The following is a 15998-nucleotide window of genomic DNA, read 5'->3' as shown; positions in this document are numbered from 1 at the left end:
ACGCTTACCTTTGCACCTCGTCCATATGCAACTTGAGAAAGTGCGTCGCACACGAGATGCACGGATCGTAGTTGCGGATCGCCTGCTCGCACTGGGCCTGTAGTTTGTCTTCGCGCAGATGCATGTACTTGGGCAACATATGACGCAAGTCATCTTCGATGGTCTTCTGGTTCTGGGAGGTAGGGGGCACTATTCGTGCATCGGTGATTTTGCCGCGGTCATCCAGGCTGTAGCGGTGGTATAGCAGACCCCGCGGCGCTTCGGTGGCGGCACAGCCAGTGGCCGCGCGTGGGCTCATCTCCAGGTAGGGGCTTTCCGGCGCTGTATAGTGGTCAATGATCCGCACCGCCTCGTCAAATGCATAGAGCACCTCGATGGCACGTACCACGATGCTGCGGAAAGGATTGGCACAGAACGGGGGAAAGCCGACGTCTTCGGCGACCTGCCGTACCAGTGGCGACAGACAGGCGTAGTTCAGGTTGTATCGAGCCATCGGTCCAACCAGATAGGCACCCCGCTCTACCAGCACACTGTGCAAAGCGTTGGTATACGGCACATGCTCTTCGCGGAAGTGACTGTCGTAGTCGCTGGCGGCAATGTCCAGCCCCCGGCTGGAGGCGATACGCCCCCGGTTCATCGGATATTCATGCGGGTCCGACAGTGCGACGAATTCATAGGACTGCGCAGCACTGCGCTCGAACGCAGGAAACGGTAACGATGCCGCCCAGCGCACCGTTTCAATGGCCATATCACGAGCCTGCAACAGCTGCTGTCGGAGGGGTTGTAGTTCTGTGGCCGTCGGTACCCGGTAGAAGCCACCCACACGTACGTTGATGGGATGCACTTCCCTGCCCCCGAGCAACTGCACAATGGCGTTGCCGGCCTTCTTGATCTGCAGTCCATCCTGGACAATTTCCGGGTGGTCCTTTGCCATATCCACGGCACTCGGGTAACCGAGAAAATCCGGTGCGTGCAACATGTAAATATGCAGGGTATGGCTCTCGATCCATTCGCCGCAGTAAATCAGCCGGCGCAACGCGTGCAATTCTGGCGTGGGTTCCAGTCCCAGTGCGTTTTCCATCGCGTGTAACGCACTCATCTGGTAAGCCACCGGGCATATACCACAAATGCGAGCGGTAATATCCGGCGCTTCCAGGTAATCACGCCCGCGCATAAAAGCTTCAAAAAATCGCGGCGGCTCAAAAATTTTCAGCTTTACATCATGAACGCCGCCATCGTCGTAGCGGATATACAGGGCCCCTTCCCCTTCCACGCGCGCCAGGTAGTCGACCTTGATCGTTTTACTTTTTGTCATCATCCCGCTCCAATCGGCGGCTGGCGTCATCGAATACCGGTGCCGCGGCATTGAAATTGCGCAGGTTTTCAATCACGGTGATGCGCTCCGCACCCAGCTCCTGCTCCCACCAATGCACGAGCGATTCGGTATTAGGGTTCTCCTTGGGGCCGTAGCAGGCATAGCAGCCGCGATTGTAGCTCGGGCAGATGGCTCCACATCCGGCGTGGGTGACCGGGCCCATGCACGGTGTGCCATGGGCCACCCAGACACACACGGTGCCGCGGAGCTTGCATTCCACACAAACCGAGTGTGGCGGAACCTGCGGGGGCCGCCGATGTACAAACGCACTGATCACCTCCAGCAGCTGTTGCTTGTTGATCGGGCAGCCATGCAGTTCGAAATCCACGGGAACGTGCGCGCTGATGGGTGTGGAGGTTGTCAGGGTGTCGATATACGACGGTTCCGCGTACACGATAGCGGTAAACGCGTCGACATCGGCAAAGTTGCGCAACGCCTGGATCCCCCCGGCGGTAGCACATGCACCGATGGTCACCAGGGCGCGGGACTGGGCGCGCACATCACGGATACGGCGCGCATCTTCGGCGGTGGTAATGGAGCCCTCAACCAGTGACAGATCATAGGGACCCTCCATCTGCGTGCTGCTCGCCTCCATAAAGTAGGCAATCTCAACGGTATCGGCGAGCTGCAGTAACTCGTCCTCGCAGTCCAGCAGGCTTAGTTGGCAGCCGTCGCAGGAGGCAAATTTCCACACTGCGAGCTTGGGGCGGAGTTTTACAGTGCGCGAATCTGAAACCAATCCTGAACCTCCCCGTAACAGAATACCGGCCCGTCCTTGCAGATAAAGTTCGGCCCCCATTGGCAGTGCCCGCAGTGTCCGATGGCACATTTCATGTTGCGCTCCATCGACAGGTAAATGGACGAAGCTGGCAACTTCCTGCCGAGGAGCGTATGGATAGAAAACCGCATCATGATTTCCGGCCCACACACCAGTGCCACGGTGTCGTGCGTATCGATCTGCGCTGAATCGAGCGCCGCGGTGATGACACCAACCCGGCCTTGCCAGCCTGAATCCGCTCGATCAACAGATTGCACCACATTCATTGCCTGTGACCATTGCGCAAGTTCATCCGGGTACAGCCTTTCCTGCGGTGTGCGCGCCCCATAAAACAACTGGATATTACGTAGTGGCAGGTTGTGATTCAGGTATTCGTAAATTACCGGGCGCAGTGGGGCCAACCCGAGCCCACCGGCAATTATCAGCAGATCCTTACCGCGCAGTTTATCCAGTGGCCAACCCCGGCCAAACGGGCCCCTAACGCCAATCTGATCACCTTTCTTTAGCCTGGCCAGGGCCTGGGTGGTCATACCCTGGATGCGAATTGTATGCACGTAGCTGTTCCGTTCGTTGACTGCGCCACTCATGGAAATTGGTACTTCCCCGGTGCCAAATACGTACAGCATGTTGAACTCGCCGGGGGCGAACCCTGGCGGTGTGCCCGCAGTGACTTTGCTGATCGCCAAGGTAAAGGTGCCTGCAAACTCCTCTTCACGGCGATCCACGCGATAGATGACGGGAATCATCAGCCTCGATCCAGTGGGGGCCGCTGTTGGCCGTACACATCCATCAACTGTACGCGGGTGGCCCGTAGCCGATCGGTCACGATCCTTGCAAAACGCTTCATCAGCACGTAGCCAAATTCGGGATCTGCCTCACATTTGTCCCTGATACATTTTCCATCCAGCTGGATCGCGTGTACCTCGTCCAGAGCGTGGGCGTCGAAGGTCCAGAGATAGGGCGGAAACAACCAGGACCAACCAAAGACGTCGCCGCTGCCCAGGGTCTGCAGGCAAAGGGCGCCGTGATTGGGCACGTAGGATTCCACCGCCACCTGCCCGTCGCGGATCACAAAAAACTGATCGGCAGGCGCATTTTCCCGTGCGATATAGTCGCCAGCGGTAAAAATCCGATTTTCTCCGCATCCGGCTATGAACGTCATATGCTCATCGTCAATTCCCTCAAAAAAGGGATGTTCTCGCAGTAACTGCGCCATGCTTTTCATCGTGTTTCACTCTCCCGTATGCGCTGAACTTCTTCGGTTATGTCGATGCCGACTGGACACCAGGTGATACAGCGTCCACAGCCCACACACCCGGAGCTGTCAAACTGGTCGTGCCAGGTGGCCAGTTTGTGGCTCATCCACTGGCGATAGCGGGAGCGCGTATCGGGGCGAACGGCTCCCCCACTGATATAGCTGAAGTCCCCGGTAAAGCAGGAGTCCCATCGTTCCCAGCGCTGCGCGTTGTCCCCGCTCAGGTCCGTAGTGTCCTCGACCGTTGAGCAGAAACAGGTGGGACAGGCCATGGTGCAATTGGCACAGGACAGACACCTTTCAGCCACCTGATCCCAGGACGGGCTATCCAGATTTCGGTAAATCAGTTCCTTCAGGTCGCCGCTGTCAAAACTGCGTGGACCCTTTGCAACCTCCGCCGCTGTTTTGGCTATGGCGTCGCTTGCCTGCTGGCGCTGCTGGCTGCCGGCCGGCCGAACTGGCAGCTGCGCGAGAATCCGCGCGCCCCGCTCGGATCCGCTCGCGATCAGAAAGAAGTGCTGCTCACCATCGAGGACTTCCGTCAATGTCAGATCCGTGGGCAGCGTGACCTCCGGACCGGTATTCATCGAGGTACAGAAACAGGTGGGCGCGGACGATGTGCAGTTCACGGCAACAATAAAGAGCTGGGATCGCCGTCGGGTATAACTGTCATTCCGGTATTCGTCTTCGACAAATACACGGTCCTGAATGGCGATGGCATGCAGGTCACAACTGCGCACCCCGAGGAATGCCATGGGCGGGGCTGGATCTTCCACTTCCAGTATCTGGATGTTGTCGCCACTGCGGCGGGCATTCCATATCTGTCGGCGTGGAAGTTGCAGAAATTTCTTCCAGGCGTGGGGTCCGACCACATACCCGAAATAGGCGCCATCCTCTCTTGGCAGTGTGCGGTAGTGTGCCTTTTCCTGCCGGTCGGTCCATCCCTTCGGCAGGTCGTCGGCGGTAGTGACATCATCGTAGACAATTGTGCCGTCTCGCAGCACTGGGCCCAGCAAGCGATGCCCTTCGCGGCGAATAGCCTGGATCAGTGTATCCAGGTCGCTTGCCTGCAGCAGAAACTCTTGCATGTTGATGCGTGCTCTATGCCGGCTCCCGATGAATATGGCGATACTCGCGTCTGGTCGGCCGGATGCAACCATACGAACCAGTATTAGTCAGATTTCAGGGTCTATCAAAAAAGGGCGCCGAAGCGCCCAAATTTCATTTACCGAAGCGATATACATCAAAATGAGAATTTATAGCCGACAGACAGATTGAACATCCAGGGGTCATAGATGTAACCGAACTGGCGTATTACGCCAACACAGAATATTCAGCGGCCTTAGGTACACAAGCGTGAGAATATCGTCTCTTTGTCCGGAAGCTGCACGCCTCTACTTATTCTCGGTTGCGTTCGAGTCGTTTTCCTCAAACTGAAAACCGCGCACCTTTTCCTTGATCGCCTCATGCGCGGCCTCCTGATCATGAAGCAGCTTGCGCCGCAGCATCGCAGCTTCGAAGCGCTGCTTTTCGACCACGGTCTGCGGTTTGAAAGCCGGCACTCTGGTCGGCTTTCCGCTTTCGTCCAGTGCGACCATGGTGAAGTAACAACTGTTGGTATGGCGGACGACGCGGGTATGGATATCTTCGGTAACAACCTTGATACCGACTTCCAGTGACGTGTTGCCGGTGTAATTGATCGAGGCCAGGAATGTCACCAGCTCCCCTACTTTGATAGCCTGCCGGAACATGACCCGATCGACCGAAAGAGTTACTACATACCGCCCGGCATACCGGCTGGCACAGGCGTATGCCACCTTGTCGAGATAGGACAGGAGCTCGCCACCGTGCACCTTGCCGGTAAAGTTTGCCATATCGGGGGTCATCAGGACGCTCATACTGAGCTGGTGTTCGCGGGGGTCTTGCATAAAGGCCGTCCTTTTAAATGCCTGAACTACACAACGGGTACCTACTGACGCAGTTTGCCACAAGTCGGGCACCCCGACGCTTATTGATCCGACTCTGGCTTGGGGTGACAGTTAGCGGTTGCGGCAATTTCAACGTCTCGGATACACTGCCGCCATAATTGCCCCCATCTTTCGTCGTCGCGCCATACTCAAGTGAGTCCCGTGGAGCTTGTACAGCCGTGATGGGGCAAGTCGAAGCCTATCCCTGAACTGCATTACCGAGCCCTCGATGACCAGCGAACTACTGACGCAAGTACTAGGCCAACTCATGGAGAATAAACTGGCCTGGAGTGTGCTGCTGATTGCGGCAGCGTTGCTGTTTCGCTTTTTGCTGGCACAGATGTTCCGGCGCTCCAGCTGGCCCCGTCAGGATATCCGTCGTCGTGTACATATGGTGCACAATTTCACCAACCTGTTCATCGTCATCGGGTTGTTTGCAATCTGGGTGTCTGAGCTTCGGGATTTCGCGCTGTCCATCGCGGCATTTTCTGTGGCCATTGTCATCGCACTGCGCGATGTCGTTGCCTGCCTGGTCGGCGGGCTCTATCAGGCCAGTATGCGCTCTTTCACCATAGGTGACTGGGTGAGAATTGGTGACCAGTTTGGCGAGGTGATCGACAATAACTGGCTGAGCACCACCCTGCTGGAAATTGATCCCCACGGCCTGGGGGATGGCTATACGGGCACCACCCTGTTTGTGCCCAATAATGTGTTTTTTACCCAGCCGGTAAAAAACCTGAACTTTATGCGGCGCTATATCGAGCACACCATCACTATCGTGCGTGAGAACAAGGGCGAGAATCCGTTTGCGATCAAGCCCTACATAACCGAGCGCGTGCTGGAGCACTGTGAGTCATTCAAGGAAGTTGCCGAACGGTACTGCAAGCTAATTGAGAGTCGCATGGGGGTAGATCTGGCGGGAACCGAACCGAAGATCAAATTCAGTACCAGTGAACTCGGGCACGATGTACTCACGATCACCCTCTTCTGCCCACGGGAAGAAGCTACGAATATTGAGCAGAAGGTTACCGAGAATTTCTATCAATTCTGGTATGGCGCCCCCGATAGCCAGGCCGCGCAACAGCCGGTAACCCCACAGTAAATCCCGGTAGGGAGCGATCATGGTTTATCCCGTTGCTCTCTCTCCGCGTGCGTGGTCGACGCCCCGCCCTTGGCATAGCCTCGGCTCATCGCGCGCAGGCTCTCCATCTGTCTGGAGAAATTCCGGCATCCGCTACACATCATCAGGTGAAAACGCAGGCTGAGCCTTTCCACCTGTGTCAATGGTCTTTCCTGACGCTGTGAGAGTAATGAAGTGGCTTGTTTGCAATTCATCATCGGCAATGTGCTCCTACTTCTGTACATCCGTTGCGGGCGAATTGAACCAGCTATTTTCCAGGCATTCCCGCAAGCGTAAACGTGCCCTGTACAGAATTACGTGGAGATTGGCGGTTGAAAGCGCCAGTTGGCGACAGATCTCGTCGGACCCGAGCTCAAGGAATTCGCGCATCATAAAGACCTGAGCCTGCCTCTCCGGCAAGCCATTCAGGCAGGCGTCGAACACCCGCCAGAAATGATCACTCTGTACACGTCCCTGGGGGCCGGTCCAGTGACTGGGGCGCTCGGCGCGGTGCCAATGCCCATTAGTTTTGAATAGTGCATCCATAAACACCTGATCCTGCAGTTCTCCATCACCAAGCTCACTGCTGGCGATCACCCTCTGGCGGTAACGTAAACTGTCTGCGATTTTGTGCTTGAGGATAGAAAATACCCAGGTTCGCAGCGCTGATTTGCGTGCGAACGAGCCTGCATTTTTCAATGCGCCGACCAATGCTTCCTGCACGGCATCTTCGGCCAGGTGATCGTCCCGCAGCTGCAGGCGCGCGAATCTCAGCATCTGGCTTCTCAGCCCATCGATAAAGTCCGGGTCGGAGAGCGAGTCCGAAGCAGCGACGGGATCAGGTGTTTCAGTAGTGGCATTGGGTTCGGGCATCACGCTAGGCTCAGCATTGCGGGCCGGTATGGCTGCAGTGAAGGTTAGTCGGTACAGGCATGCCTTTCTTACACGGCTCCTGTTCCACCAAATAGTGTATTAAGCCAACGGCATTCCATTCTGTAAATGGACAGGATTTGTAGCCATGTGCCTGCTTTGGGGCTAGACAGGTTGCGCAATCGCCCTGTTTCGCCAACCATATAGCCAGTTTCGGGTGCGACTGCACCTGTCGGTGGTCAATTGGTAGACAGATGGAAAAACATACTCGCAGTTTCCCGGCTCTGTTTCCTTTTCAGGGGTACGCCCGGAAGATGAGCGCTTTGGCACTGGTGGGCGGACTTTTCGCGCTTTTTATACCGACCGCAGCGCGCGCCGAAGAATTCACCCTCGCCGTTGCCTCCAATTTCACCACACCCATGCAAGCCATTGCCGCAAAGTTTGAGGCGCGCACGGGGCATAAGGTAAACCTCGCCTCTGGCTCCTCGGGAAAGCTCTTCGCCCAGATCCGTCATGGTGCGCCGTTTGATGCTTTTTTTTCCGCAGACCAGGTGAAACCGTCACGTTTGGTAGCGCTGGAACTGGCAAAAGGCAGTACCCTGTTCACCTATGCCAACGGCACATTGGTGCTGTGGTCCAGCCACGCTGACCTGGTTGATGGTCAGGGATCGGTGCTGAACACAGGGCGCTACAAAAAGCTCGCGATCGCGAATCCCCGGCTCGCTCCTTACGGCATCGCAGCCGTGGAAGCTCTACAGAGTCTGGGTATTGAACAGAGCAGCCGTGCACGTCGTGTTCAGGGTGAGAACATTTCCCAGACCTACCAGTTTGTCGCGACTGGCAATGCGGACCTGGGGCTGGTGGCGTTATCCCAGTTGATGCGCAACGGCAGGCTATCCAGGGGTTCCGCCTGGATAGTGCCACAATCACTCTACCGTCCAATACGACAAGATGCGGTGATACTAAATCGCGGTGTTGACAGTCCAGCACTGGCTGAGTTCTGGGCGTTTTTTAGTGGACCCGAGGTGCAGGAAATCCTGGCGTCTTTTGGTTACACCGCCGATTTCTCGCCGGAGAAAGCGGAGAAAGCGGAGAAAGCGGAGAAAGCGGAGAAAAGCCATGTTGAGTGATACCGACTGGGGGGCAATCTGGCTCACACTCCGTCTCGCCACCACGGTAACGGCATTGCTGCTGTTACTCGGTACGCCGCTCGCGTTATGGCTGGCAAATACCCGCTCTGCGCTTAGAGGACCGGTAAGCGCCCTGGTCGCGTTGCCTCTGGTACTGCCCCCAACAGTGCTCGGGTTTTACCTGCTGATCTTCATGGGCCCGAACGGTCCAATGGGCCAATTTACCCAGGCGCTTGGGCTGGGCACATTACCTTTTACGTTCTGGGGACTGGTGATAGCTTCCCTGCTCTATTCACTTCCGTTTGTGGTGCAGCCCATTCAAAACGCGATCGAGTCTCAGGGCCCTCGGCCCGCGGAAGTGGCGGCCACGTTACGCTCGAGTCCGTGGGACACTTTCTGGCATGTCACCCTCCCCCTGGCCAAGCCCGGTATTCTCACCGCGGCGGTACTCGGGTTTGCGCATACCGTGGGCGAGTTCGGCGTGGTGCTGATGATTGGTGGCAATATTCCGGGAGAAACCCGAGTGGTTTCCGTACAAATCTACGATCATGTGGAAGCACTTGAATACACTCAGGCACACTGGCTGTCCGCGAGCATGATTGTATTCTCGTTTGCGGTCTTGCTGTCGCTCTACCTATTGCAGCAGCGCAAGTCGGCGGTGGGGCTGCGTTATGGCGCTTGATTCGAACGCGGCAAAGGGTATTCGAGGCCATTTTTACCTTCCGCGGCCATCAGAAGGTGCGCGTGAACCGTTTGCCCTCGATGTCCAGCTGGATTTACCCGGTAGCGGGGTTACCGGTGTTTTCGGGCCCTCCGGCTCCGGCAAGACCACCCTGCTTCGGTGTATTGCGGGGTTACAGGCATGTGATAACGGCAGTCTCACAGTCAATGGCCAACATTGGCAAATTGCAGGGGACCGCCGGAACTCACTGGCAGTTCACCAGCGCCCACTGGGATTTGTGTTTCAGCAGCCAAGCCTTTTTCCCCATCTGAGTGCCGCGGGCAACCTGGCGTTTGCCCGCAAACGCGCCGCGCAGGATGTTTCAGAAGCCGAGTTCGCCGATATCATCGAGCTGATGGGTATCGGGCACTTGCTCACGCAACGGCCAGATGCCCTGTCCGGCGGTGAACAGCAGCGGGTCGCCATTGCGCGGGCCCTGCTCATCAACCCCAGATTGCTTTTGATGGATGAACCACTCGCGTCGCTCGACCCGATGCGCAAGCGGGAAATCCTGCCGTATCTTGAGAAATTGCACCGCGCCCTGGATATCCCCATTCTGTATGTCAGTCATTCGGTCGAGGAAATTGCGCGTCTGGCGGACTACCTTCTGCTGATGGATGAAGGAAAAATTGTCAGTGAAGGAAACGCCGCATCGCTGATGTCACGCGAGGACTTTCCGGTACCGCAGGGGGATGATCTCGGCGTGTTAGTAGAAGCGGAAATTGCGCAGCGCGACGTACAGTGGAAACTAGTGAGGGGCACGTTTGACGGCGGCGACCTGTGGCTGCGTGACGGTGGGGAAACGGTTGGCGAAACCATCCGTATCAGGATACTCGCCCGGGATATAAGTCTCACCCTGACCGAAGACCGGCGGTCCAGTATCCTCAACAGGCTGCCGGTAGTCGTACAGGAGATAAGCCCGGATCGAGATCCGGCGATGGTGCTGGTGCGTTTAGTTCCGCAATCCGTCTCGGAAGGCAATGCGTCCTCCACTGCAACCCGCCTGATCGCTCGAATTACACGCCGTTCGTTACATCAGCTTTCGATCGTTGCCGGCAGTAAACTCTGGGCCCAGATCAAATCCGTCGCCATCGTCAGGTGATCGCGAAAAAAAGGCCGGGCTGCTTTCGCGAGGCCCGGCCAAGGTTTACAAGATCGTCGACTGACTATGCGGGATCTGTAGAGGGTTCCCGCTGGGGTTCACTGCTTTTCGCAAGCGAAAGTGAATCGGTAAAGCGGCTGTCAGGTTCCGCAGCATTGTGACCACCAAACAGCTTTTGAATCACTACGAAGAACAGCGGGATAAAGAAAATACCCAGTAGCGTTCCCACCAGCATGCCACCGAGAACACCGGTGCCGATAGCCTGCTGCGCACCGGAACCAGCGCCCGTGGCAAGTGCCAGCGGCAAGACACCAAGACCGAATGCCAGCGACGTCATGATGATCGGGCGCAGGCGGTCACGTACCGCGTGCATGGTTGCCTCGATCAGCTCCATTCCCGCCTCGAGATTCTGCTTGGCAAACTCCACAATCAGAATCGCGTTTTTACTGGTGAGCCCCACAGTGGTAAGCATCGCCACCTGAAAATAGATGTCCCGGTCAAAGCCGCGCAGATTGCTTGCAATCACAGCGCCCAGAATACCCAGCGGTGCAACGAGCAATACCGCGGTGGGTACCGTCCAGCTTTCATACAGTGCAGCCAGGCACAGGAATACGATCAGGATCGACAGGGCATACAATAGTGTGGTCTGCGACCCGGCCTGCTGTTCCTGATAGGAAAGAGCTGTCCATTCGAGCCCGAAACCTTCCGGCAACTGGCCGACCAATCGTTCCATTTCCGCCATCGCCTCTCCGGAACTTACACGCGCAGCGCCCTGCCCCTGGATTTGTACCGCGGGAACCCCGTTGTAGCGTTCCAGTCGCGGGGAGCCATATTCCCAGTCGAAGGTAGCGAAGGAAGACACCGGCACCATCTCGCCAATGTTGTTGCGTACAGACCAGAGCCGGAAGTCTTCCGGGTTCATCCGATACGGCGCATCCGCCTGCATGTACACACGTTTGATCCGCCCGCGATCAATAAAGTCATCGATGTACTGCCCACCCCAGGCAACGCCGAGGGTGCTGTTGATATCACCGATCGAAACTCCCAGTGCCGAGGCCTTGGCATTATTTACTTTCAGGCGGAACTGCGGCGTGTCCTCCTGGCCGTTGGGGCGAACACCGGTAAGCAGCGGACTCTGTGCGGCCATCCCAAGCAATTGATTGCGTGCCGCGATCAGGGCCTCATGCCCCTGGTTGGCGTTGTCCTTGAGGTACATGGCGAAACCGGCGGAGGTGCCGAGCTCCGGCAGTGCCGGCGGGGAAAACGCATAGGCGATCGCGTCCTTTATCCGACTCAGCGCACCCATACCGCGCATGGCGACAGACTGCGCCTGCTCAGTGTCTTCTTCCCGTTCATCCCAATCCTTCAGCTTGATAAAGGCCATGGCATTGTTCTGGCCACTACCCGCAAAGCTGAATCCCTGTACTGAGAACACGGACTCAACCACGCTGCTCTCGTTGTTGAGGAAGTGGTCTTCTACCTTGTGCACGGACTCCATGGTGCGCTCCTGCGTTGCCCCCACAGGGGTCTGGATCAGTGAGAACAACACACCCTGATCTTCTTCCGGCAGGAACGAGCTGGGTGAGCGCACGAACAGGAACACCATCACACCCGCGAGCAGCGCAAAGATCAGCATAAACCGGCCGTTGCGGGCCAGAATGCCACGCACGCCGCGCTGGTAGGACTTGGCACCGCGATCAAACGTGCGGTTAAACCAGCCAAAAAAACCGGTTTGGGTGGCGTGTGTGCCCGGTTTCAGCATGGTCGCGCAGAGTGCCGGTGTCAGCACGATGGCCACCAGCACGGAAAAGGTCATGGCAGCGACAATCGTCGCGGAAAACTGACGATATATCACGCCAGTGGCACCATCCATAAACGCCATGGGCACGAATACCGCGGACAGTACCACGCCGATTCCGACAAGGGCGCCGGTGATCTGTTTCATGGACTTCTTGGTGGCTTCCCTGGGCGAGAGGTTTTCCTCTCGCATCACCCTTTCGACATTTTCCACCACCACAATAGCGTCATCCACCAGCAGGCCGATGGCCAGGACCATGGCGAACATGGTCAACATGTTGACGGAAAAGCCCATCAGTGAAAGAACACCAAAGGTGCCCAGCAAAACCACCGGAACCGCAATCGTCGGAATAATCGTGGCGCGGATGTTCTGCAAAAACAGCAGCATCACCAGGAACACCAGTACAACCGCTTCTACCAATGTCTGCAGGACGCCCTCGATCGACACTTTTACAAATGGTGTGGTATCGAAGGGAATCACGAATTTGAGACCGGCAGGAAAGTAAGGAGTCAGCTCGCCCAGCTTGGCTTTTACCGCTTCGGCGGTATCCAGCGCGTTGGCGCCGGTCGCAAGTGAGATGGCCACACCGGTCGCCGGCGCACGGTTATAACGGGTAATGTTGCCATAGCTTTCCGCCCCCAGTTCTACACGGGCCACATCACCGAGCGTCAGCACGGAACCATCGGTATTCGCACGCACCACGACGTTGCGGAACTCTTCTGGAGTCTGCATTCGGCTCTGGGCGGTAATGCTTGCCGTAAGCTGCTGGCCTTCAACCGCCGGTGTTCCACCAAGGCTACCGATTGCCACTTGCTGGTTCTGGTTCCTGACTGCGGCGATGATATCGGTGGGGCTTAACTGGTAGGCATCGAGCTTGTTTGGATCGAGCCAGATACGCATGGCATATTTTGACCCGAACACCTGAATACTGCCCACGCCCGGCACACGGCTAAGTGGGTCGACCACATTTGACACCACGAAGTCGGCAATATCCGCTTTCTCCATGCTGCCGTCGGTGGATACAAAACCCGCGACCAGCAGGAATCCGGAACGGCCCTTGCCCACCGTAATCCCCTGCCGCTGCACTTCTTCCGGTAACAGCGGCATCGCCAGCTGTAGCTTGTTCTGCACCTGAACCTGGGCGATATCCGGATCTGTCCCATTGGCAAATGTCAGGGTGATACCCACGGTGCCGATAGACTCACTCGTGGCAGACATGTAGATCAGGCCATCGAGGCCTTTCATATTCTGCTCGATCACCTGAGTCACAGTGTCTTCGATCACTTTCGCCGAGGCGCCCGGATAGGCTGCCGAGATGGAAACCACCGGTGGTGCGATGTCCGGGTAGCGCTCTACGGGTAATTTTGTGATCGCGAGGCCACCGAAGAGCATGACCACCATGGCCATCACCCAGGCAAAAATTGGGCGATCAATAAAGAAACCTGCCATCGCTGTTACCCCTTGTCCGCGTTGCTGGCTCGCTCTCTGGCGCCCGACGCTTCATGGCCTGCCGTACTAAGGCTCGGTGCCGGCAGGTCGACCGGTGCCGGTGCTTCCGCCTCTCCGGGGCTCACAACCGCGCCCGGACGGATCTTCTGCAACCCTTCCACAATCACGCGGTCACCGACCTTGAGGCCACTTTCAACCAGCCAGTTGGAGCCTACCGTCTGGGAAACCCTGACAGGGCGTAACTCAACGGTATTTCCCTCCCCCACTACCATGGCGGTCGTGTTGCCTTTGGGGTCACGGGCGATGCCTTGCTGTGGCACCAGAATCGCGTCGTCACGCTGGCCACTCCCCACCGCGGCACGTACATACATTCCCGGAAGCAGGAGGTGGTCAGGATTGGGGACCACAACACGCAAACGCACGCTGCCGGTGGTCGGATCCACACTTACCTCAGAGAATTCGAGTCTGCCAGCGTGTGGGTATTGGCTTCCGTCCTCCAGCAGGATGGTCACCGGCAGGTTGTCTGCGCGTTTCAGATCGCCTGAAGCCACCGATTGCCTGAGGTTCAATAGCTCGCTGACCGACTGGGTAAGATCGACATAGATCGGATCCAGCTGTTGTACGGTGGCCAGCGCGCTGCTCTGGTTGGCCGTTACCAGCGCTCCCTGGGTTACTGATGAGATTCCAATGCGACCGCTGATCGGCGCTCGGATACGCGCAAACTCCAGCATTACCTTGCTGCGCGCCACAGCGGCCTTGGCAGCAGCTACATCCGCCTTCGCCTGATGCAGTGAGGCTATTGCGGTGTCGTTGTCCTGCTTGCTCACTGCTCCGCTCTTTACCAGGTCTTTGGTGCGACTCGCTTTCAAACGGGTAACGTTCAATGTTGCCTCGGCGCGCTCAAGGGAGGCCTTTGCGCCGTCGTAATCCGCCTGATAACGGGCGGCATCCAGCTGATAGAGAGGCGACCCGGCTTCCACCATGCCCCCCTCCTTGAACAGCTGCTCTTTCACCAAACCATCCACCTGGGGGCGTACTTCAGCGACCTTGGAGGGACTGGTGCGACCAGGCAACTGCCGGGTCAGAGTCACGGGCTCGCTGGCCAGGGTGACGACAGTCACCTGTGGTGTCTGTCCCTGCATGGCCTGTTGCTTCTCACCACAGGCGGACAACAGGACCACGGCCAACAGCAAGCTGCCGGAGATCAATGTCTTGTTCTTGTGCAACATGAAAACCTCGAAATTGCATCCATGCCGGCGCCGTTTACGGGCGCGGCAGATGAGTGAATCCGTAAACAAAAGGCATCGCACCCGGAACTCCGGGATGACGATGCCTGAAAAAACATGACGGGCTGACTGAAATACCCGATCAAGAAAGAATCGTCGCCAGCAGACTTACGTGACTAATCTGGCGGATGGTCGCATTTTAAATACATGCATGAATGAATATCAACTATTTATTCATGCATGAATATGAACTAGACTGCAGTACGGAATAGCTGACGCGGTACTCAGGTTGCCCTGTCAGTCAATGGCGAGCGATAGAGAGTCCAGGATCCATTTCATGGCCAAACGCAGAAAAGAAGATGCGCTGGAAACACGTGAACGCATACTTGATGCGGCAATCGACGTGTTCGATCGCCGGGGTGTCTCGCGCCCTTCACTCACCGAAATCGCGGAGCTCGCGGGTGTGACTCGCGGTGCGGTTTACGGTCACTTCCAGAACAAGGCGGATCTGTTCAGCGCCCTGGCAGACCGTATTCGATTGCCGGATGAATCCCTGTGCCAGGCGCCACTGGATAGCTGCAAGGACCCGCTTGGAGAGCTGCAAAATCGCTGGCTGTTCATGTATCGCGAGGTCATGATCAACGAACAGTGGCGACGAATCTTCTCGATCATCCTGTTGCGTTGTGAGTGGGTCGCGGAGAATGGTGAGATCCACCAGCGTTGTTCTGACGGACACGACGAAGGCACCATGCGCCTGAGAAATTTGGTGACCGCGGCTGTCGAGGCCGGTCAGTTGCCGGCAGACCTGAATATCGAGATGGCGGTGCCGATTCTGCACGCCGGCGTTCTGGGCCTGTTGCAGGACTGGCTGATGAACCCCAAGGCATACGATCTCGTCGAAGTCGGCGAGAAGCAGATTCTCGCAATGTTGGAGATGCTGCAGTCTTCCCTGCACCTGCGTAAATAAGGGGCTATGGTGGCCCTGATGGTGGAACTCCGGAGCTACTCGCACCATTTGGGGTGACTTGCCGGTCCAGGGGCAGTCGATTGGGCGTATTTCAGGCTCATTTTGCCGCTTTTTTGATCTGAGACCCTTTTTTGGGCAGTCTGATATTTGCAGGGCGATGTATTTAGAGCAATTAGAGGCTCTGGTGGAACAGCTGACGGGAAAAGCATCCCGGAGACCAGCGCAATTGAGACACCTTTC

At 57.0% G+C, this 15998-nt stretch carries 15 protein-coding genes; 5 read left to right on the top strand and 10 right to left on the bottom strand.

The annotated features are described in order from the left end of the window. Window positions 1-4: 4 nt before the first annotated feature. The 6 genes from GTQ55_RS08915 to GTQ55_RS08890 form a co-directional block, all read right to left on the bottom strand. Window positions 5-1318 carry a Ni/Fe hydrogenase subunit alpha gene (locus GTQ55_RS08915; protein ID WP_161858418.1) on the bottom strand — a complete coding sequence of 438 codons (1314 nt, stop codon included), beginning with the start codon at window positions 1316-1318 and terminating at the stop codon, window positions 5-7. Then, complete coding sequence (locus GTQ55_RS08910; RefSeq protein WP_237567622.1) at window positions 1302-2114, bottom strand: NADH-quinone oxidoreductase subunit B family protein; 813 nt, start codon at window positions 2112-2114, stop codon at window positions 1302-1304. Before GTQ55_RS08910 ends, GTQ55_RS08915 begins: the two co-directional genes overlap by 17 nt. Continuing rightward, window positions 2090-2899, bottom strand: coding sequence for an FAD/NAD(P)-binding protein (locus GTQ55_RS08905; protein WP_161858416.1), 810 nt, complete (start codon window positions 2897-2899; stop codon window positions 2090-2092). The genes GTQ55_RS08910 and GTQ55_RS08905 overlap by 25 nt, the downstream gene beginning before the upstream one ends. Continuing rightward, window positions 2899-3378, bottom strand: coding sequence for a cyclic nucleotide-binding domain-containing protein (locus GTQ55_RS08900; RefSeq protein ID WP_161858415.1), 480 nt, complete (start codon window positions 3376-3378; stop codon window positions 2899-2901). The genes GTQ55_RS08905 and GTQ55_RS08900 overlap by 1 nt, the downstream gene beginning before the upstream one ends. Continuing rightward, complete coding sequence (locus GTQ55_RS08895) at window positions 3375-4496, bottom strand: 4Fe-4S dicluster domain-containing protein (RefSeq protein ID WP_161858414.1); 1122 nt, start codon at window positions 4494-4496, stop codon at window positions 3375-3377. Before GTQ55_RS08895 ends, GTQ55_RS08900 begins: the two co-directional genes overlap by 4 nt. Window positions 4497-4802: 306 nt before the next feature. After that, a complete protein-coding gene (locus GTQ55_RS08890; RefSeq protein WP_161858413.1) occupies window positions 4803-5336 on the bottom strand; it encodes an acyl-CoA thioesterase in 534 nt (177 codons plus the stop codon). A gap of 307 nt (window positions 5337-5643) precedes the next feature. Between GTQ55_RS08890 and GTQ55_RS08885 the strand changes: the two genes are divergently transcribed. Continuing rightward, entirely contained in the window at window positions 5644-6477 is an 834-nt protein-coding gene (locus GTQ55_RS08885; RefSeq protein ID WP_237567621.1) for a mechanosensitive ion channel family protein, read from the top strand. A 17-nt stretch (window positions 6478-6494) separates the two neighbouring features. On the opposite strand, the gene GTQ55_RS08880 is transcribed toward GTQ55_RS08885, so the two are convergent. Together GTQ55_RS08880 and GTQ55_RS08875 are read right to left on the bottom strand one after the other, a co-directional pair. Continuing rightward, the gene (locus GTQ55_RS08880; RefSeq protein WP_237567920.1) at window positions 6495-6710 is read right to left on the bottom strand and encodes a zf-HC2 domain-containing protein; all 216 of its coding nucleotides are present in this window, start codon (window positions 6708-6710) and stop codon (window positions 6495-6497) included. 16 nt (window positions 6711-6726) lie between these two features. Beyond that, window positions 6727-7368 carry a sigma-70 family RNA polymerase sigma factor gene (locus tag GTQ55_RS08875; protein ID WP_161858410.1) on the bottom strand — a complete coding sequence of 214 codons (642 nt, stop codon included), beginning with the start codon at window positions 7366-7368 and terminating at the stop codon, window positions 6727-6729. Between the two features lie 311 nt (window positions 7369-7679). Between GTQ55_RS08875 and modA the strand changes: the two genes are divergently transcribed. From modA to modC, 3 genes are read left to right on the top strand one after another with little or no spacing between them, the layout of a single operon-like run. Next, window positions 7680-8495 carry a molybdate ABC transporter substrate-binding protein gene (gene modA, locus GTQ55_RS08870; RefSeq protein ID WP_237567620.1) on the top strand — a complete coding sequence of 272 codons (816 nt, stop codon included), beginning with the start codon at window positions 7680-7682 and terminating at the stop codon, window positions 8493-8495. After that, window positions 8485-9177 carry a molybdate ABC transporter permease subunit gene (gene modB, locus GTQ55_RS08865; RefSeq protein WP_161858408.1) on the top strand — a complete coding sequence of 231 codons (693 nt, stop codon included), beginning with the start codon at window positions 8485-8487 and terminating at the stop codon, window positions 9175-9177. The genes modA and modB overlap by 11 nt, the downstream gene beginning before the upstream one ends. Continuing rightward, window positions 9167-10318, top strand: a complete 1152-nt coding sequence (gene modC / locus GTQ55_RS08860; RefSeq protein ID WP_161858407.1) for a molybdenum ABC transporter ATP-binding protein — start codon at window positions 9167-9169, stop codon at window positions 10316-10318. Before modB ends, modC begins: the two co-directional genes overlap by 11 nt. 64 nt (window positions 10319-10382) lie before the next feature. Here the strand turns inward: modC and GTQ55_RS08855 are convergent, their stop codons facing one another. Together GTQ55_RS08855 and GTQ55_RS08850 are read right to left on the bottom strand one after the other, a co-directional pair. Next, window positions 10383-13565: an efflux RND transporter permease subunit gene (locus tag GTQ55_RS08855; RefSeq protein WP_161858406.1), complete on the bottom strand. Its 3183-nt coding sequence runs from the start codon at window positions 13563-13565 to the stop codon at window positions 10383-10385. Window positions 13566-13570: 5 nt separating this feature from the next. Beyond that, a complete protein-coding gene (locus GTQ55_RS08850) occupies window positions 13571-14794 on the bottom strand; it encodes an efflux RND transporter periplasmic adaptor subunit (RefSeq protein ID WP_161858405.1) in 1224 nt (407 codons plus the stop codon). A gap of 334 nt (window positions 14795-15128) precedes the next feature. Here GTQ55_RS08850 and GTQ55_RS08845 point away from each other — a divergent pair, with 334 nt between their 5' ends. After that, a complete protein-coding gene (locus GTQ55_RS08845; RefSeq protein WP_161858404.1) occupies window positions 15129-15758 on the top strand; it encodes a TetR family transcriptional regulator in 630 nt (209 codons plus the stop codon). Window positions 15759-15998: the final 240 nt, after the last annotated feature.

The organism is Microbulbifer hydrolyticus (assembly GCF_009931115.1).
GTDB lineage: Bacteria > Pseudomonadota > Gammaproteobacteria > Pseudomonadales > Cellvibrionaceae > Microbulbifer > Microbulbifer hydrolyticus.
The sequence above is the reverse complement of the archived record's forward strand: the minus strand, read 5'-3'. Positions and strand labels throughout refer to the sequence as shown.